This is a genomic window from Bradyrhizobium australafricanum (genome assembly GCF_020329495.1).
In the GTDB taxonomy this organism is placed as follows: domain Bacteria; phylum Pseudomonadota; class Alphaproteobacteria; order Rhizobiales; family Xanthobacteraceae; genus Bradyrhizobium; species Bradyrhizobium australafricanum.
Genome location: NZ_JAGKJL010000020.1, coordinates 60,162 through 78,260, shown reverse-complemented (window position 1 = coordinate 78,260; position 18,099 = coordinate 60,162). Strand labels below are relative to the sequence as shown.

Here is an 18,099-nt window from a genome sequence, read left to right as displayed (position 1 = left end):
TTCCTTTCAATTTCGCCTCCTGGTGAGGCAGGTCTTTCATCCCATTTGCGTTAAGCGACGCTTGTCCCAAGCGGCATATCAATTTTGGAGGTGAATATGGGTGAGATTGTCCGCTTTGTTCCAAAGGCTGAACGCGAACGGATCCGTTTGATCCAAGAAGCTCGTGCAATTTACGACAGCATTTTCCCGCAGGACGCCCAGTTAGTTGAGCATCGGCACAACGTACGGGCAGACCATGTCGCCAGCGGTGCCAATGCCCACCACAGCGACTAGGCAATGTCGTGATCAGGATTATCGCGATGCTCTGCAGTCTCTCCTCTCCCGCGAGTTGCTACGAGCAGACCGTCACCAGTTCAAACTTCGCTGACGTCTCGATGGGGCCTGCCTCGTGAGTGCGCCCAACTTGCCGAGTGGATGAGGCAGCGTCTGGCAGGATGGCGTTGTGTGGTCGGCGGACAGGATGGCCCAGGCGCTTAGTTGACCTGCGTCGGGGAAAAGCGCGTAACGCTTTCTCAACTGCGCGAAGACTCGCTTTAACCGCGGTGCTGCGAAGTCGAGGAAAGCGCGCACTTTGATTGGCAGAAACCGGTCGGCTGTGTATACGAGATTAACCGGTCGGGATGCTGGCTCAAACTCGTTTAGAAGGGTTGTTAAGGCTCCGCGCTCCAGGGCTGCCTGGAAGTGGTACGCAAAAGCGATAGTAATTCCGACACCGGCACACGCTGCGTCGCGGGCCGCCTCAGCGGTGCCGACCAGAAGCCGCGCGTGAACCGGCACGGCAACCGTCACGTTGTTTCTGACGAATGTCCAAACGTCGGGTGAGGAGATGCCTGCATAGTTGATGCAGTCATGTGCGGTCAGATCCTCCGGCGAGCGAGGTGTTCCGCGAGCGGCTAGATAGGCAGGACTGGCACAAACCACACGACGCGTTGTGCCGATCCGTATCGCAATCAGGCCGGAGTCCGGTAGCGGGCCAACGCGGAGTCCAACGTCGATCTGCTCCTGAAATAGGCTTGATACTCGATCGGTAAGGATCAAACTGGCCTTGATATCCGGATAGGCCTTGAGGAATTCCGCTAGGATTGGGATGAGGTGAGTGCGTCCAAGTCCGACGGGAGCTGTCACGGTTAGTTCGCCAGTCGGCGCCGTGTACTCGCCAGAAGCAGCGCGCTCGGCTTCACTAATGTCTGCGAGAATGCGCTTGCATGCTGTAAGATAGGAGCTGCCTGCTCCGGTGAGCACCAGCCTGCGGCTCGACCGGTTAAACAACTTCGTGTGCAAGTGTGATTCCAGCTCGGAGACCTTGCGGCTGACCGTCGCAAGCGGAGTTCCCAGCCGCCTTGCTGCATCGGAGAGGCTGCCGGCTTCGACCACGGCCAGGAAGGTCGACATCGCATCCAAGCGATCCATCAGATCCTCTTCCATAAGCTGGAAGGATAGCCTCCAATCCTGCCATATCACAGCAATTTTCAGAAGATGCTCGCTCGGGCTGTGCTGACAGGTAAGCGATTAATTGCCTGAATTCCATCCGGCCGAGAGGGGACTTGACCTCGGACAGGCGCAGCGCCTACGGCCGCTGCAATCTGGATAATAGCTAACTGAGTGGCCTGCGCAGCATGGCGATTGATCACGGTCGGCGCAGTACGGTCTCGATCAAGCCTGCGCGGCCATCTTCCAAGTTCTGTAGAAGGTTGGCCGACATAACCGGAAACTCCGGTCCCATCACGATATCAAGCCCAAGTGCCGATTTGTGATCGAGGGGGCTGCGCTGCACGGCGACGGCGCGCTTTTTGAACCACGCCACGCTGGCTTCGCTTCGATCTTTCCAGCTTTGGATTGTGAAGCCCGCCCGATCAAGCACTGCCTGCATCGCGTCCGAAGACAGCAGAAAGCTTCCCTCCTCCGAGGCCGACCAAGGAACAGGAAATATAAGGGGACCAGCGCTTCCGGCTACTACGTCATAAATCGCGAACTGACCGCCGGGCTTGAGTACCCGAAAGGCCTCGGCGTAGAGCAGTTCGCGGTCGCGGATATTCATTGCGACATGTTGGGTCCAGGCGACGTCGAAAAAGCGATCAGGGAAGGGAAGTGAAAGTGCATTTCCCAATTGAAACGAAACGCGATCGCTCAGGTTCGTTCGGGATGCGAGGTAAGTGGCAGCTTCAACGAAAGAGGGGCTGATATCTATCCCAAGAACCTTGCAGCCAAATCGATGTGCGAGATAGCGTGAAGGTCCGCCCAAGCCCGAACCGATATCGATTACCGAAGTATTGGCATCGAGCGCGAGCTCGTTAGCGAGATCGACCGTCGCTTCCAAGCCGCGCGAGTGAAACTGGTCCAGTGCCGCAAGGTCCTTCAGCTCAATTTGACCGTTTGCATAACCAGCGGCCGCAAGTACGGCAACTAAGCGATCGCGCAAGCCGATTCGATCATAGTGAATTGTCGGAGCTTCCATCTTCTGCATTTCGGTCCGAGCGATTGATGGCGCAGTTCTTGCCGCGTATCACTGAAACAAGCGCATATGCGAAGACGCCGCGCTTAGTCGTTCCCAGTTGACCGGACGTAATCGGGCTGGAAAACGCGTCATGTTAGCCGGCCGCAGGCTGCTCTTCCGCAACGGCGCCGATCAACTGCTGAAGTTCGCCCGCCTCAAACATTTCGCGCACAATGTCGCATCCGCCGATGAACTCGCCACGCACATAGAGCTGCGGAATCGTAGGCCAGTTTGAGTATCTCTTAATGCCTTGCCGCAGTTCGTCCGAGTCATAGACATTAAAGGTTGTGTAGGTCGCGTCGAGATGGTCTAAGATTTGCACGACCTGAGAAGAGAAACCGCACTGTGGAAACGACGGCGTTCCCTTCATGAATAGCACGATCCTGTTCTCGTGAACTTGATCTCTAATAAAATCCTGCACGTCCATGGTCGATCTCCTTTCGTCCGTATCCCAATACGTCTAACAAATCATAATTCGCCCACGCTTGAAAGAAAAGAGCATGTGCTCCTATTTCGGCAAAATCGACGTCTATGAAGTCTGTATAGCGGGCTTATGCTTCGGTCACTTCGCGAAGCATCTGTTGGTAGCGGAGTGCGAAGGCAGGCCCGTGCACTCGCTCAAATTCTTCGTGGGCCGATTTCCACAAAGGATAGGCACGCGTCAGCAGTGCCTTGCCCTTGGCGGTAAGGGCTACTGTACGGCTCCTTCTGTCTGTCTTGCAGACGGCAGACCTCAGATAACCATCGCGCTCCATCGGTTTCAAATTTTTACCAGTCGTAGTGCGATCCAGTACCATAGCCGCCGCGAGATCGTTTACTGTGAGATCGCTTTTGCGATCGATCGTTGCCAGCAACATCAGTTGCGTGGATTTGATGCCGCAGGGGGAAAGTTTGGTATCATAGAGCTGGGTAAGGCGCCGCGCGGCCTTGCGGGTTGCGAAACAATTGCATTCGCTAAAATCAAGGATGGGCATCGTCGGGCCTTGCTGGTCGATCGAATCCGGCACTGAAGGATCACAATGTTAGTGCAGATTACCGGCGGAGGTAAGTAAGCGGACTTGAAGCGTACGGGGCGATCATTCAATAAGAAAATATGCGCGCAATAGAACCGGGACCGATGCAGTCCAGTTGACCGCTTGAACGGTGGGGGATGCCGAAAATGTCGAGTCTCGCTCTTTGGCGCGACATGTCGATTCCGAACGTGCTGTTCTCATATCAGGTGCCAGCGACTTGCGGTAGCCGCGGCAGTCGAGTTCGTGTCTGCGAAGCCGTTCTGAGCACGGCAAAGTTCGACCTCAGTCCAATGCCATGAACTCACATAGCGGCATACGCTCCTATCCAGCCAAATGTGAGATAATTGAGTTCTTTTGTCGCCAAGCTGGGCCGCGGGGGGCTGTTGGGTCACCGCGGTTTTCTTCGACCAGATGCAGCTCGCCGGTTTGAATATCGTAAAGGTATCCGTAGACATTTGCGTGTTTTGGCGTGCCCCTCGAGTTTCGGATGCTGCGCACGTCACGATGTAGCGACTGCGTGAAATTCTCGAGACAGATGTCGTCGGGATCCCACAGATCGGTGATGTCCTGACCGAATTCCTCCTTGAATGATTCGACGATGCCTTCGGGTGTGAAGTGCGTCCCGCCGCAATCGGTATGGTGCACGACGACGATATTGTCGATGTCGAAGAGGTGGCAGGCGACAGTGATGGAACGCTGTGCACTTCCGCTAGCGCGGCCTCCTGCAACAATGACGGGAAAGATCGTGGTATTCGAACCGATTTGCTTCCTTCCCTCGTCGTCGACAAACTCGAAGACCTCGCCGGGATAAACCTGGCTAGGGAGAGCCTTTGCGACCGCCACCGGAATTCCACCGGTGACGCGCGGGTCAAAACAGTGCACGACAATCGTCTTGAGGTTAGGGATTACCTTTCTGAAGTCCGATCGGACCTTGCGCTCGTCGAAGCCGGGTTGCCGGCTGATGATTGCCTTGTCGTACGCTTCGATGGAGGTGGCCATGATAAGCTCCTTTCTAAGGGGGCCGTATGAAGGACGAGCTTAGACAGCTGAACGCGAATGCGCTGCAAAGGCCAAGCGGGGACGGAAACAGCATTGGCAAAACGCTGTTGTGCCCAGGAAGGTTGAGGTGCGGCCTGCCGCATTGTCATGGCCTGTGATGTCGCCGTGTCGGTCTATTCGCGGTGCTGCATAGAAGAGCGTCTGACGCTTTGTGTGGCTCTGCGAGGAATCGGTTGTCTCCTGAGTTCGGAGCGCGACCTCAAGAATGCCTGTGACGGCCTCTACCCCGAAGGCATCCGCGAGAAACTCCAGGGGGTGCTTTGGCATGGTTTTCCTCGCGTTAGACGAGACGTGTGTGTGAACCGGTAAATAAGTTGGTTCAATGAATAGACCAATATCTCACGTTTGCGCAAGCCTGAATGAAAGGAGAGCTGTCTTCGAGGGCCGATCTAGTCTATTGAAAGAACGGTGAATCTGAATCCGATTCGTGAAGAACTGGATTTTCCCGTGGCGCTAGGTACCGACTACGAGACTCAAGATTGTCCAGTTGCGCGGGTGCTTGAACTGCTCGGCGAACGATGGACGTTTCTCATCGTGCGGGATTGTTTCACAGGCATAAGCCGTTTTGGCGATTTCATCGATCACCTCGGCCTTCCGAAAGGGGTGTTGACCGTGCGTTTGGAGAAGCTTGTCGCGGCAGGCATTCTTCGTAAGAAAAAGTGCGGGCCGCGCCAGTATGACTATCTCCTGACGGAGCGCGGCGTAACGCTATGGCCAATCCTGTTTTCGATGGCCGCCTGGGGTGACACGCATTTGACTTCGACCGGCGGACGTCGGCGGCTCTTTTTACACGCGGCCTGCGGGACGGAACTGTCTTCCGAGGGGGCCTGTCCCCGCTGCAAAATTACCGTGGTCCCAAGCGACGTCATAATCAGCAATGGTCCAGGCGCCGAACTTGATCTCCGCGAGGATCCCGTAACGCGCGCTCTTGACGTCCCGCACCGGATGTTGACGCCACTGGCCGTTGGCGGCCGGATCGTGTCTCACAAGGGTACGTCCGAGGAGCGGTCTCGCCAAGGAAAAAGGCCGACGCGATATGGGCGATAGGTTGGTGGATTGCGTCAGGCGCCAAGAGACCGCGCCAGGTATTTTGCGGAAACGGGGAAGCGCACTGCGCGCGCAGCCCCGCGTGCCTTCACGTTGGTTTGGCGAGGACGTTCGCCGTTGAGAACGACGTTTTGGACTAAGCGATCGGCGGAAGATTTCGCTTTCTTCAAATCTCGTTTAAAAACGGGTCTGTAAAAAGGCGGGCGAAGCAAAAATGCGGGTAGTCAGTCCTCAACGGGATCAGGAGATAAAGGACCGGATCGTTGCTGCGGCCGAGCACGTGTTCGCGGAAATGGGGATGGAAAAGGCTACCCTACGGGACATCACCTCGCGCGCGAAGGTCAATGTCGCCGCGGTCAGCTACTATTTCGGATCGAAGTCGGACCTCGTCCATTCCGTGTTCGACCAGCTCTCCACGCGCCTCAACGAGCGGCGCATCCGCGACCTCGACGAATGTCTGGAATCAGCGAAGCAGGCCGGCAAGTCTCCGGATCTCCGAGCTATTCTGGAAATATTTATCAGGCCCTATCTCGACGGCAAGAGCGGTAGGCTTTTCGCCCGAATGATCCTTCAGCACCGGTTGGCACCCTCCCAAGTCACTCAGACGATCATTTCCGCTCATTTCGACCCGATGGCTAGGCGCTTCATCCGGGCAATCACCGAGGCGTGTCCGCACGTGGACGCCAAGTTCTTCTTCTGGCGCTACGTATTCATGATCGGCTCCGTGGTCTACACTGTCGCCGATACGGGTATACTCGACCGCACTGCGCACCTTTCGGGCGGCAAGGTTCGAGCCCGGAGCGCGGCCGATCTCGCCGGCGCGATGCTGGATTTCTGTGTTGCCGGTATGGCCAACGACCCCGACGCCGCCGACTTCCATCCGGAGGCGCGCGCCGACCGGTCGTCGAAGCGTCGTCAGAGCTGATCTTCCGTCCTGCCCGAGCGAAGGATCGGGTTGATTTGCTATTGACCAAATCTAAATTGATGTTTTAAATTCATGTTTAATTAATGATCCGGTTTCTAGGTGAGGAAATCGAAGGTTGGGGCATCCATCGACCAAAGGTACGCGCACGACAACCGGTGACGGCGCGGAGGGGCATCTTCTTAGTCAGGGGCGCTGGGTTGGCGCAAGCCTCGCGAAGAAGGACGCCCAGCGATTCGTCGGCGGTACGGTCGACTACGCGGCTGATCTAATCCGTCCTGGAACCCTGTACGTCTCCCTGCTCAGAAGTCCGCATGCGCACGCCGCGATACGCAGCATCGACGCGGAGCAAGCCAAACGGACGCCGGGTATCGTCGCCATCCTGACGGGGGCGGAGGTGCGGACCCTCTCGAAGCCGATGCCGACGCGGGTCCCGCGCGAACGGTTTCCCGGGCCCATCGACGTCTGGTGCCTCGCGATCGATGAAACAATCTACGTTGGTCAGCCGGTGGTCGCCGTGGTGGCCGAACGGCAGGGCGACGGGGAAGCCGCCAGAGGGTTGATCAAGGTCGACTACGAACCCTTGGACGCCGTTCTCGACGCCAGGAGGGGTGCGGATCCCTCCGCTTCGAAGGCGCGCAGCGCGTGGTCGACCAACGTCGTCTTCCAGGACAAGATCCGACAGGGTGACGTTGATGCCGCGATGAGGGATGCTGATCGCGTCGTCAGAGGCTCTATGAGCTTCGGATCGGCGACGACCGCTCCGATGGAGTGCCGCTGCTACGTGGCGGACTGGGACACGAGGTCCGATCGGCTGACCTTGCAAGGTACGATGCAGCAGCCGCATCCGACCCGCTGGCTCCTTTCGCAAGCGCTCGATCTGCCGGAGACCAAGATCCGCGTGGTCGCGCCTGCGATGGGCGGCACGTTCGGCCTGAAGATGGTCGGCCATCCGGAGGAGGTGATCGTCTCAGTCCTGAGCCGCCTGCTCGAACGGCCCGTGGCGTTTCTCGAAAGCCGGGAGGAATGTTTCCTCGCCAACGCGCGCGAGCAGATCCACGAATTCGAGATCGGCGCGCGAGCAGATGGCAAGATCGTCGCGTTCCGCAATTTCGTTCGTGCCGACGTCGGCGCAATCGGGGCCGGCGGCGGCTGGCTGATGGCGTTCGTGACGCCCACCGTCTTTCCGACTGTCTACAACTTACCCAATGTTGCCATCGACTCTCAAGTCGTGACCACCAACAAGCCGCCATGGCAGGGGGTCCGGGGCTATGGGAAGGAGACCGCGAATGTCGTGATGGAGCGCGCCATAGAGCTTATCTCGGTGGAACTTGGGATTGATCCGCTGGAAGTTCGCAGGCGCAACCTCATACCCAAAGATGCCTTTCCGCACCGGCTGCCATCGGGTCTCAACTTGGACAGCGGCGACTACGAAGGCGCATTGGACCAGTTGAGCGTGCTATTCGATCGAGAACGCTGGCTTTCGAAGAAAGTAGCAGCCGAAGGCTCCGGACGGAGGATCGGCATCGGCTACGCGTTCGAACTGACGCCAGAAGGTGCCTCGTTCCCCGGATCTATGCCGTCGGGTTTCGAGACCTCGATGGTGACGATTGACCCGACCGGTACCGTCAGGGTCGCGACCAGCGTCACATCACCCGGCAGCGGCAACGAAACGGGAATCGCGCAACTGGTAGCCGATGTGTTCGGCATCCATCCGGATCACGTGTCGGTCACGCAGGGCGATACCGACACCACGCCGTTCGGTGGTGGTAACACCAGTAGCCGCAGCCTGATGTTCGGCGGAGCCGCATCGGTTCTCGCCGCTCGAGACCTACGCGACCGTGTCGCGCTTTGCGCCGCTGTGCTACTGCAGGCCGAGCGGAGCCAAATCGAATTCGCCGACGGCCGAATCGCGGTGCACGGCGATATTGAGCGCTCGCTACCATTCGCAAAAGCTGTAACGACGATCTACACCCAAGCGTACTCGACCGCCATCGACGTTGAGCTGCCGCTGCAAGTGACCCGCACTTATCGTTCGGATAACATCCGACATACTCCTGATGAATGGGGAAGGATCAGCTCCTATCCGTCGTTTCCCTACGGTGTTCACGCCGCGGTGGTCGAAGTGGATGAGGCGACCGGTTGCGTCGCCGTGCTGGACTACAGTGCGATCCATGACTGCGGAGTTGTCATCAATCCGGGGCTGGTCGAAGGACAATTCAAGGGTGCCGTCGCGATGGGCATCGGCGCGGCCCTCTGGGAGGAGCTTCTCCACGACGCCGACGGGCGGACCAGGACCAACCGTTTCAAGTCCTACGTGCTTCCCCGCGCCACCGACCTTCCCAACTTCCGCGTCGGACATCGTTGTACGCCGAGTCCCTTCAATCCGCTCGGGGTCAAGGGCGCAGGCGAGTCGGGATTCGGCGGCGCAATGGCGGTAATCGCTAACGCTGTGGCGGACGCGCTTGGAAACCGCGGCCGCCACCTGAATCGCATGCCTTGCAAACCCGATGTCATCGTCGAGCTCTTGGCGCGGGAGTGGCCGTGATCCAGCATCGGTTCGAATACCGCGCGCCGCGCACGATCAACGAAGCGGTTGGGATTCTCAAGGACGCCGGAAGCGACTGCGCCGTCCTCGGCGGTGGCACCTGGTTGATCCCCAACATGACCTTCGCGGCCCACCGGCCGAAGGTCGTTCTCGATCCGAAGCACCTCGGCCTCGCTTCGATCTCGGAACTTGAAGACGAAGTTCTGGTCGGCGCGCGTGCGACCTACGCCGATATATTGCGGTCCCAGCTCGTCTCGACCCATCTGCCGCTACTGGCATCGATGGCCTCGGGGATCACCGGCGGCATCTCGATCACCGGGCAGGGCACTATCGGAGGTTCCGCCTGCTACGGCAATCCGTCGTCCGACGTGCCGGCCTGTCTGATTGCCCTTCGTGCCCGCCTTCGCCTTCGGTCCACCAAAGGCGATCGCGACGTCGAGGCCACCGACTTTTTCCGGGGAAGCTTCGCCACGACCCGCCGTCCGGACGAGATGCTCACGGCGATAATCTTGCCGAAGGCGATCCATTCGGCCCGATGGGGTTACTACAAGCTCAAGTTCAGCACGGGATCTTGGCCAATCATGACGGCCGCGGCGATCGTCGAAGGTGACCGAGCTCGCGTCGCGCTCGGCGCGGCCACCGCGATCCCGATTCTGTCAGAAGCCACATTGCCGACGAATGCCAGCGCTGACGAACTGGGGGACTTCGCGAGGTTTTGTGCCATCGTGTCTCCGCACGAGGAGTTGGCTGACGAACTGGCCGGACCCGGCTATCGGCGGCGCGTCGCGCATTCGATCGTTCTGCGCGCGCTCGAGCAGTGCAGAGGGGCGCGATGATCGAAAGGTTCCGCGCGGTCCTGAACGGCAAGCCGGTCGAGGCGGAGATCGATTCGCGCGCCTTGCTGATTGAAGCGGTTCGAGATTGCGGAGCCAGGGGCGCCCGCATTGGCTGCCTTACCGGCGACTGCGGAGCATGCAGCATCGTGTTGGACGGACGCCTCGTCAAATCCTGCTTGGTACTGGCGGTGTCCGCCGAAGGCAGCGACATCGTGACGATCGAAGGCAGTCGCCACGCGATCGCCGATGAATTGCGGGACGCCTTCGTGGCCTGCAGCGGCTTCCAATGCGGCTACTGCACGTCGGGCATGATCATGGTTGCGATCGACCTTCTGCAGGCGAACCCTTCGCCGACCGAAGCCGATATACGACGCGCCGTCAGCGGCAACCTGTGCCGCTGCACCGGCTACGAAGACATCGTTAGAGCCATCGGGCAGGCGGCGGAGGCGCTGCGAAACAAATGCACGGGAAAAGCCGAAAACGGGGGGTAAAAAGGGAATGGGAACGGTCAAAGCGCAACGCACGCCCGTGACGGCGGCGTTCTCGAGCCTGCTTGGAAGCTGCATCGAGTGGTACGATTTCTACATCTACGGTACCGCGACGGCGCTGGTCTTCAACACCATCTTTTTCCCGAGCTTCGATCCGCTGGTGGGCACGCTGCTCGCGTTCGGTACCTTCAGCGCCGGTGCGATTATGCGACCGCTCGGGGGGATCATCTGCGGTCATTTCGGAGACAAGATCGGTCGCAAGTCGATGCTCGTCTGGACCCTCATTCTGATGGGCGGAGCGACGGTGCTCATTGGTCTCGTCCCGAGCTACGCCCAGATCGGCATTTTCGCTCCAACCCTGCTCATGGCGTTGCGGTGCGTTCAGGGACTCGCGTTCGGAGGCGAGTGGGCGGGAGCCGCATTGATCGCGGTGGAACATGCACCCGAGAAGCGCGAGGGCATCTTCGGCAGTTTCCCGCAGATGGGTTCGCCGATTGCGTTGTTCCTGTCTACCGGAACCTTCTCGCTGCTGGCCTTGATGCCGAAGGACGATTTCATGTCTTGGGGGTGGCGCATCCCGTTCATTGGAAGTGCCGTTCTGATCGTGATCGGGTTGATCTTCCGCCTCAAGCTTCTGGAAAGCCCGTCCTTCGTGGAAGCCGCAGCACGTGGCCAGATCGTCGCGGCGCCGATCAAGACCGTGCTGAAGAAGGACATGAAGAGCGTTTTGATCGGCGGCGGCGTCGTGCTCTGCACGACGGTCGCCTTCTACGTGCAGGCGATCTTCGTCGTCTCCTACGCGACCCAGACGGTCGGAGCGCCCCGCCAGGTCGTCTTGAATGCAGTCCTGATCGGTTCCTTCTTCGAGCTGATCATGCTGCCCGTCTTCGCCATTCTCGCCGACCGAATTGGGTTGAAGCCGGTTGCGTTCTTTGGAGCGCTGTGGACCGCTGTGTTCAGCTTCCCGTTCTTCAAGTTTATCGACGGCGGGACCGCATTTAGCATCGGACTCGGAATTACATTGGCGATGGTGGGCATCAGCGCGCTGTTCGCTGTGTTGCCGGCCTACACGTCCCGCCTTTTTGATACGCAGGTGCGCTTTACCGGGATATCGCTGTCCTATGGCATCGCCTCCGGATTGATCGGCGGTTTGACACCGCTGCTGGCGTCCAGCCTGTTCCTTTGGACCCAATCGTCTTGGCCGATCGCGCTCTACCTTGTCGGGATTGGCGCTATCAGCATGATCGCCGTGCTCGTCAGTCCGGCGCTCGGTAACGAGTTGTCGCCGTCCGCGGCGTCGATGGACGCGGCTGCTCTGCCGGGCCGAGCGTCGCGAAACTTGGAAAGGTACCTCCGGTGACGACGACCCATTTCGACTTCACTCACGATTCCGACCGAATGAGCTGGGTCCCAAGCGCCAACGACGGAGCGACCGATTTTCCTATCCAGAACCTTCCATTCTGCATGTTTGGTCGTCCCGGCGAATCAAAACGTGCTGGAGTGGCGATTGGCACAGAGATCCTCGATCTGAATGCCGCGGTCGATCTGCGGCTTCTCGACGGCCGCGCCGGAGAAGCCATCCGTGCTTGCACGGGAGCCAGCCTGAACCCGATCATCGCTATGGCCGGGTCATCGGCTACGTCCTTGCGTCATCGCCTGTCCGAAATGCTCTTCATGGACAACGATGGTGCAGCAAGCCACGCCCCCGAGCTTCTGGTTTCCCGGCGGGACGCGCAGTTTCATCTGCCTGCGGCGATTGGGGGTTTCACCGACTTTTTTACGTCGCTGTTTCATACCGAGCGCGGAGGGAGGCTCTCTCGCCCGGACAACCCGGTGCCGCTCAACTTCCGCTATATGCCAATTGCCTACAATAGTCGAGCGAGTTCGGTCAGGATCAGCGGCGAGCCCATCAGACGTCCGCTCGGTCAGAGGCGGCGTTCGGATGGCGAGGTGCATTTCGGTCCATGTGAGAGCCTCGACTTCGAGCTTGAACTGGGTGCTTTCATCGGAAAGGAAAATGCACTGGGCGAGCCGTTAGGCATCGACGCGGCAGGGGACCATGTGTTCGGCTTCTGTCTTCTCAACGACTGGTCCGCACGCGACATCCAGCGCTGGGAAAGCTTTCCGCTTGGGCCATTTCTGGCCAAGTCTCTGTCGACGACGATCTCGCCGTTCGTCGTCACCTCCGACGCGTTACGACCTTTCCGCGTCGGGGCCGCCAAGCGGCCGATCGGAGATCCTGCACCCTTGAAGTATCTGCACTCCAAAACGGACCAGCGCCACGGTGGGATCGATTTGAAAATGGAGGCCTTCATTCAGACCGAGGACATGCGTTCCAAGGGCCTCGATCCGGATCGTGTGGCAAATGCCAACTTTCGGGACATGTACTGGACGGTAGCACAGATGGTTGCTCATCACACGAGCAACGGATGCAATCTTCAGGTTGGTGATTTGATCGGCAGTGGAACGGTCTCGGGGCCGATTGACGAAAGCCGGGCATGCCTTGCTGAGATTGTCGCCTCCGGGGACGCGGTCGTCCTTTCGAACGGTGAACGGCGCACCTGGCTGGAAGATGGAGACACTGTCGTCTTCCGTGCCAGAGCCGAGCGGTCCGGTTACGTGTCGATCGGATTCGGCGAATGCAGCGGACAGATCATTCCAGCGTTATCTCAGTAGGACCAAAGCAGAAATGGCACGTAAGCTGATCGATATCTCCGTCGCGCTCCAAACCGGCATCGCGAGCGATCCTCCGCGCGCGTCGCCAAAGATCGACTATCTCGATCATCACGCCACCGCCTCGGGCATCGCCGAATATTTCGGCATCGGGGTAGACCAACTGCCGCAAGGGGAGTACGCGGCAATCGAGAGGTGCGAGATCACGACCCACAACGGCACCCATCTGGACGCGCCCTACCATTTCTTCTCCTCAATGAACCATGCCCTGAAGCCCGGTGGCGAGGCGAGCATGCGCATCGACGAGCTTCCGCTCGAATGGTGCTTTCAACCAGCCGTCAAGCTTGACTTCCGCCACTTCGAGGACGGCTACGTCGTCACACCAGCCGACGTCCAGGCAGAGCTGAAGCGCGTCGGTCACCGGCTTCGCCCGCTCGAGATCGTTGTTGTCAACACCCGTGCCGGATCGCGGTATGGAGAAGCCGATTACGTCGATGCCGGTTGCGGAATGGGAAAAGATGCGACGATATGGTTGCTGGAGCAGGGCATACGTCTCGTCGGCACGGACGGATGGAGTTGGGATGCGCCGTTCTCCCACACCAAGCGAAAGCTTGAGGCGGGCGCAGGACCCGAACTCATCTGGGAAGGACATCGCGCCAGCCGGGAGATCGGGTATTCGCATCTCGAGAAGCTGCACAATCTCGAAGTTCTACCCGCCGACGGATTCCAGGTTGTCTGCTTTCCGGTGAAGATCCACAGAGCGTCCGCGGGCTGGACCAGGGCCGTCGCGATCTTGGACGAATGAGCTTGAAGGGACGGAGAGGTGAGTGCAAGCCGTTGAAGCGATGTCGAAGCCGTCGGCCAATTGCTATCGCAGGCCAGGGCGATCTCCGAAATGAAAGATTACCCTGGCCGGTGATGCCCTTCACAAGCGACTTCGCTGTCGAAACAGATACTGCACTGACGGCGTCATCGGCCGCCTGTTACCCTGGCTTGTGGTTGAAGAGGCTTATATGAGAAGTCACGAACTGCTGAACCGTCATAGGCGGTTTGCCGGTCACCTGTCCAATAGCTTCGTCGCTCCCAGCAAAGATGCCGTCCTGATAATCCTGCGCTACCGCGCAGAGATGCTGAATCAGAAAGGCTGGCATCATTCCCATGGCCTCGAGCCGTTGGCGATAGGTATCAATTGAAATCGGATCGTAGGTGACCGGTCGTCCAATCACTTCACTGACGGCCGCCGCGATGCCGGCCTGATCCATTTCGACCGGTCCAAACAGCGGATAAGTCTTGCCCATGTGCGGCTTTGGATCGGCGAGGATCGCGGAGATGAAACGCGCTTGGTCCTCGGCGGCGATGGGCGCGTGCCGTCCATTGCCGAGCGGCTGACTGATGACGCCGCGTTCCAGAATGTGCTTGCGGTTGTGGGGATAGGTAAGCCACTGCGCGAAGAAGGTCGGCCGGATATGGCTGACCGGTATGCCGGACCAATCGAAAACCCGTTCTGCGATCCAGTGGTCGCGCGCTGCTTGGCTCTTCGAGTTTTCGCGGGCCGATATTTGAGACATGTTGACGATGCCATCGAGCTCGGCCTCTTTGGACGCTTGAGCGAAATACGCCGTGGCGTCGATCAGCCCCGGCCTAATCGGAAAGACGAAATAGGCTCGCTTTACGCCCTTCAATGCTTCGCGAACTGCATTGAAATCCAGCAGGTCTCCGACGATGACCTCGGCGCCAGTTGCTCTGAGCTTTTCCGAACGTTCGTCGACTTTATGTACAAGCGCACGAACCGGGAAGCCCGATTTGATCAAGGCTTCGCTCGTGTAGCGGCCGGTCTCGCCGGTGGCCCCGGTAACAAGGATACGTTGTTTCATGCCTAGTCCTCCCTGGCACTCCATCCGGAGCAGCGATCGCAAAGGTGCCTCCTATTGACGACAAATCGCTTTGCGCTAATTTAGATGTTGTGCGACATCTAATATATAGATGTCCATTGTCATCTAAATTGTCAAGGCCTTTGCCGGCCGTGACGGGCAGGGGTTGAATCGTTGAGAAAGTCGAAAAAGGAAGCGGCAGAGACCAGGGAAGCGATCGTGGCAACCGCCGCGGACTACATCCGGAGAACAGGAATCGCGGAAACAAGTCTGGCTGATGTAATGGAGGCTGCTGGGCTCACGCATGGCGGCTTCTACCGACATTTTCGCAATAAGGAGCAACTCGTCGCCGAGGCGCTCTCCAACGCCGGCGACAAGATTATCGCCGCTATCACGCGGAATATGGCGAAGGGGGGCATCAATGCCGCAGTTGATGTCTATCTATCTACCGCCCATCGTGACGCGGCGACTCCAATTTGCCCCTTCGCCGCGCTAGGGAGCGAATTGGCCCGGTCAGGCGATGACATCAGAGCGGCAGCGACAGCGGCTCTCGAGGAGCTCTTGACTGTCCTCGCGTCAGGCGAAGTAAATTCCACGGCGCGGGGAGACGCAATCGACGCGCTATCCACCATGATCGGTGCGATGACGCTGGCGCGCGTCACGTCAGGCAGTCCGTTGTCGAACGAGATCCTCGAGCGCGTCAGGGAGCAGCTCCACCGCTAGGCCATGTTCTGCGAGGGCAGAGTGGGGTACGGCTTCACGGCATGACTGCATCGCCGTCCTTTTCTCGACGCTTGGCGTGGGATAACCGCCAACGGACCAGATCGTCTGCGCCGGGACCTTCCTTGATAGCTACATCCATGGCGTTCAGCTGTTCGCCAGTGTCCAGATCAATGAAACTCCAGCCTGTGTCGGCCCCGGTCCGTCGATTCACAAATTTCAATGGCGGCGCTGAAGCGCCCGAGACGTCAAGACGGTCCCCGATCTGAGCGAGGATGGGCATTACAGGCGCGATCTGCCAGCCCATCTGAGTCAAAGAGTATTCAAACCGTTCGGGATTTACCTGATAGCGCCGCCGTTCGATGAGGCCATTGGTTTCTAGGTGTTTCAGCCGGTCACAGAGTGTTGCGTTGGTCACGCCGGACGATTGTCGGAAATCCTCGTATCGGCTGAGACCGAAGACGAGATCGCGAAGAATCAGCAAACCCCAGCGGTCGCCGATCGCCGCCATGACGCCGGCGATCGGGCATACCATTCCCTCGAAACTCTTCGACCGCATGACCCTTTCCTTCGCGAGAAAGTTAATACTCTTATTATAAGAGCTATGCTATGTTCATACAATAGTGAATTCAATATGGTTCTTGAAAACAACAATTGTCACTTGGACCCAGGGCTGTGCCGACGTTTCTTAGAGCGACCAATCGAGCTGCCCGTCGTTGTTTGATTCTAATCCCCGCATTCTCCTCGTCTTTTGAACCCGAGCCGGCGCTGGAGCTACAAATCCCGTTCTAGACCGCGGCGAAGTTGAGAACAGACGCGCTGCTGTCGCGACGGGGCGCGCGCTGCCGGGCCGAAGCATCGCCGGTTCAATGAGGGCGCACGCCAGATCCGTTTCCTGGCGAACAAATTAATAAGCAGCTTGCCATTGACTCTTGTTATAAGAGTAATAAATGCGCCGCGCGGCGATTTTCCGCTTCTAACTAGCGCGACCAACCGGACCTGATCGGTGCGGGGCTTGCCGTGGCAACAAATGATCGATTTTGACCAACGAGAAGGTCTGACAGTGACGCTCAACAACACCGGTCTTTCCAGCAACAACCCAATGCTTGCATTTGCCGGCAGCGCCGTCGCCGCGAGTCTCTGGCTCGTAGCCATCATCGCTGCGCCAGAAATTCAGCGCTCGGGTCTGTCGCTCATCGTCGCTCGTATCGTGGTACATCTCTTGCTGCTTGGCGGAGCTTGGGCAGGACTTGCCCGCACGTCCCTGACCGGGGCGGAGCGGATGCAGACCTGGTTGGCGATCGCAGTCCCGCTGACGCTTTGGCATGCGAGTGCGTGGGTGATCGTGGCTAACGGCCTGCTTCGGCCTGGCGCAGTTCCAATTCCATTGCTACTGCTCATGATTGTCGTTCCGGCTCCAATCGCCATCGTGCTATTATGGCGTTCACGCCGGGTTGGGGCACTGCTCGATGCGATGCCGCTCACTTGGCTGATCGGCATACAGTTCTATCGAGTGGTCGGTGCTACTTTCTTAGTGGGCTGGGCGTCGGGAGCCGTGCCCGGCGCCTTCGCGTTGCCTGCCGGCACGGGTGACGTCATCACGGGTCTAGCGGCTCTTCCGGTCGCGGCGTCGTTGGCGAGCGGCCAGCCGGGCAGCGCGCGGGCGGCGTTGCTTTGGAATCTATTCGGTATCGGAGACCTGATACTGGCAGTCACCTTAGGTGCCCTTACATCGCCTGGGCCGCTTCAGCGTCTTGCCCTCGATCATCCAAACCTTACAAATTTCACCTATCCCTCAGCCATCATTCCAGCCTTCACCGTCCCCAGTTCCTTCGTCTTGCATGCCCTTTCGCTTCGCCAGTTGCTGAGGCGCGCGCGGCCGGCTGCCCCGGTTGTCACGTGAAGAAAGGCTGAGCTGCGCACTGCGTTCGCTTCGCTCGTTGCGGCGGGCGTGCCATGAGCGGAGCTGATAAAAAGACCAATATCTCAGATATGATCGTCGCGAAGCGATCCACGCAGCTGAGTTGCGACGGTGATGTTCACGGACGTGGTAACAATGGCCCGGCGTCCTTCAGGCGCTGAGGTCAGCGTGCCCTGAGCCGCGTCGCGCAACCTGACCGCTGGTTAAATGCTTGGCGACCAGCGCCACCGGCAGGACACCTAATTCAAGTACGGTGTCGATGCCTATCACGCTTTGCCCCGAGAGACGCCAAGTCGCTTCCGCGAGCGCCTCTTTAGTCAGGGGAGTTAGTGGGGTTAATTGGATCGTGCCCGAACTGTCAGAATAGAGCTGACGGGATATTCCTCGCCAGAATAGCTGACGTTCTGGTTTTATTTCCGACGGGAGATCGAGGTTCACGCTTTGTCAGCCCTTGAGCCAACATGCCGCTTGCATTTCGAAAATATAACTCTTATAATAAGAGTGATG

General features: G+C 58.8%; 19 protein-coding genes. 11 read left to right on the top strand and 8 right to left on the bottom strand.

The genetic code is table 11. The features are described from left to right. Nucleotides 1–96 precede the first annotated feature (96 nt). Nucleotides 97–273: a hypothetical protein gene (locus J6525_RS19395; protein ID WP_225645861.1), complete on the top strand. Its 177-nt coding sequence runs from the start codon at nucleotides 97–99 to the stop codon at nucleotides 271–273. A gap of 72 nt (nucleotides 274–345) precedes the next feature. On the opposite strand, the gene J6525_RS19390 is transcribed toward J6525_RS19395, so the two are convergent. From J6525_RS19390 to J6525_RS19370, 5 genes are all read right to left on the bottom strand, one after another. Then, nucleotides 346–1,410 carry a LysR family transcriptional regulator gene (locus tag J6525_RS19390; protein WP_312009807.1) on the bottom strand — a complete coding sequence of 355 codons (1,065 nt, stop codon included), beginning with the start codon at nucleotides 1,408–1,410 and terminating at the stop codon, nucleotides 346–348. A gap of 217 nt (nucleotides 1,411–1,627) precedes the next feature. Then, complete coding sequence (locus tag J6525_RS19385) at nucleotides 1,628–2,464, bottom strand: class I SAM-dependent methyltransferase (RefSeq protein WP_225645860.1); 837 nt, start codon at nucleotides 2,462–2,464, stop codon at nucleotides 1,628–1,630. A 124-nt stretch (nucleotides 2,465–2,588) separates the two neighbouring features. Then, complete coding sequence (gene grxD / locus J6525_RS19380) at nucleotides 2,589–2,921, bottom strand: Grx4 family monothiol glutaredoxin (protein WP_225645859.1); 333 nt, start codon at nucleotides 2,919–2,921, stop codon at nucleotides 2,589–2,591. 124 nt (nucleotides 2,922–3,045) lie between these two features. Next, entirely contained in the window at nucleotides 3,046–3,501 is a 456-nt protein-coding gene (locus tag J6525_RS19375) for a MarR family winged helix-turn-helix transcriptional regulator (protein WP_225645858.1), read from the bottom strand. A gap of 327 nt (nucleotides 3,502–3,828) precedes the next feature. Then, on the bottom strand, nucleotides 3,829–4,506 hold the full coding sequence (locus J6525_RS19370; protein WP_225645857.1) for a carbonic anhydrase: 678 nt from the start codon (nucleotides 4,504–4,506) through the stop codon (nucleotides 3,829–3,831). Between the two features lie 468 nt (nucleotides 4,507–4,974). On the opposite strand from J6525_RS19370, the gene J6525_RS19365 reads away from it, so the two are divergent. From J6525_RS19365 to J6525_RS19330, 8 genes are all read left to right on the top strand, one after another. Further along, a complete protein-coding gene (locus J6525_RS19365; RefSeq protein WP_225645855.1) occupies nucleotides 4,975–5,613 on the top strand; it encodes a winged helix-turn-helix transcriptional regulator in 639 nt (212 codons plus the stop codon). Between the two features lie 214 nt (nucleotides 5,614–5,827). Beyond that, on the top strand, nucleotides 5,828–6,538 hold the full coding sequence (locus J6525_RS19360; protein ID WP_225645854.1) for a TetR/AcrR family transcriptional regulator: 711 nt from the start codon (nucleotides 5,828–5,830) through the stop codon (nucleotides 6,536–6,538). A gap of 115 nt (nucleotides 6,539–6,653) precedes the next feature. After that, nucleotides 6,654–9,083: a xanthine dehydrogenase family protein molybdopterin-binding subunit gene (locus tag J6525_RS19355; RefSeq protein ID WP_225645852.1), complete on the top strand. Its 2,430-nt coding sequence runs from the start codon at nucleotides 6,654–6,656 to the stop codon at nucleotides 9,081–9,083. Further along, the gene (locus J6525_RS19350; RefSeq protein ID WP_225645851.1) at nucleotides 9,080–9,919 is read left to right on the top strand and encodes an FAD binding domain-containing protein; all 840 of its coding nucleotides are present in this window, start codon (nucleotides 9,080–9,082) and stop codon (nucleotides 9,917–9,919) included. Before J6525_RS19355 ends, J6525_RS19350 begins: the two co-directional genes overlap by 4 nt. Further along, nucleotides 9,916–10,410 carry a (2Fe-2S)-binding protein gene (locus tag J6525_RS19345; RefSeq protein WP_225645850.1) on the top strand — a complete coding sequence of 165 codons (495 nt, stop codon included), beginning with the start codon at nucleotides 9,916–9,918 and terminating at the stop codon, nucleotides 10,408–10,410. Before J6525_RS19350 ends, J6525_RS19345 begins: the two co-directional genes overlap by 4 nt. A gap of 37 nt (nucleotides 10,411–10,447) precedes the next feature. Then, a complete protein-coding gene (locus tag J6525_RS19340) occupies nucleotides 10,448–11,767 on the top strand; it encodes an MFS transporter (protein WP_225645849.1) in 1,320 nt (439 codons plus the stop codon). Beyond that, nucleotides 11,764–13,083, top strand: coding sequence for a fumarylacetoacetase (gene fahA / locus J6525_RS19335; RefSeq protein WP_225645848.1), 1,320 nt, complete (start codon nucleotides 11,764–11,766; stop codon nucleotides 13,081–13,083). The genes J6525_RS19340 and fahA overlap by 4 nt, the downstream gene beginning before the upstream one ends. Nucleotides 13,084–13,096: 13 nt before the next feature. Further along, nucleotides 13,097–13,885, top strand: a complete 789-nt coding sequence (locus J6525_RS19330) for a cyclase family protein (RefSeq protein ID WP_225645847.1) — start codon at nucleotides 13,097–13,099, stop codon at nucleotides 13,883–13,885. Between the two features lie 178 nt (nucleotides 13,886–14,063). Here J6525_RS19330 and J6525_RS19325 read toward each other — a convergent pair whose 3' ends face one another. After that, nucleotides 14,064–14,954 carry an NmrA family NAD(P)-binding protein gene (locus J6525_RS19325; protein WP_225645846.1) on the bottom strand — a complete coding sequence of 297 codons (891 nt, stop codon included), beginning with the start codon at nucleotides 14,952–14,954 and terminating at the stop codon, nucleotides 14,064–14,066. Between the two features lie 216 nt (nucleotides 14,955–15,170). Here J6525_RS19325 and J6525_RS19320 point away from each other — a divergent pair, with 216 nt between their 5' ends. Continuing rightward, on the top strand, nucleotides 15,171–15,674 hold the full coding sequence (locus J6525_RS19320) for a TetR/AcrR family transcriptional regulator (protein WP_225645845.1): 504 nt from the start codon (nucleotides 15,171–15,173) through the stop codon (nucleotides 15,672–15,674). Between the two features lie 34 nt (nucleotides 15,675–15,708). Here J6525_RS19320 and J6525_RS19315 read toward each other — a convergent pair whose 3' ends face one another. After that, entirely contained in the window at nucleotides 15,709–16,230 is a 522-nt protein-coding gene (locus tag J6525_RS19315) for a winged helix-turn-helix transcriptional regulator (RefSeq protein WP_225645844.1), read from the bottom strand. A 471-nt stretch (nucleotides 16,231–16,701) separates the two neighbouring features. Here J6525_RS19315 and J6525_RS19310 point away from each other — a divergent pair, with 471 nt between their 5' ends. Continuing rightward, nucleotides 16,702–17,574 carry a DUF8737 domain-containing protein gene (locus J6525_RS19310; RefSeq protein WP_225645843.1) on the top strand — a complete coding sequence of 291 codons (873 nt, stop codon included), beginning with the start codon at nucleotides 16,702–16,704 and terminating at the stop codon, nucleotides 17,572–17,574. Between the two features lie 168 nt (nucleotides 17,575–17,742). Here J6525_RS19310 and J6525_RS19305 read toward each other — a convergent pair whose 3' ends face one another. Then, nucleotides 17,743–18,030 carry a hypothetical protein gene (locus J6525_RS19305; protein ID WP_225645842.1) on the bottom strand — a complete coding sequence of 96 codons (288 nt, stop codon included), beginning with the start codon at nucleotides 18,028–18,030 and terminating at the stop codon, nucleotides 17,743–17,745. Nucleotides 18,031–18,099: the final 69 nt, after the last annotated feature.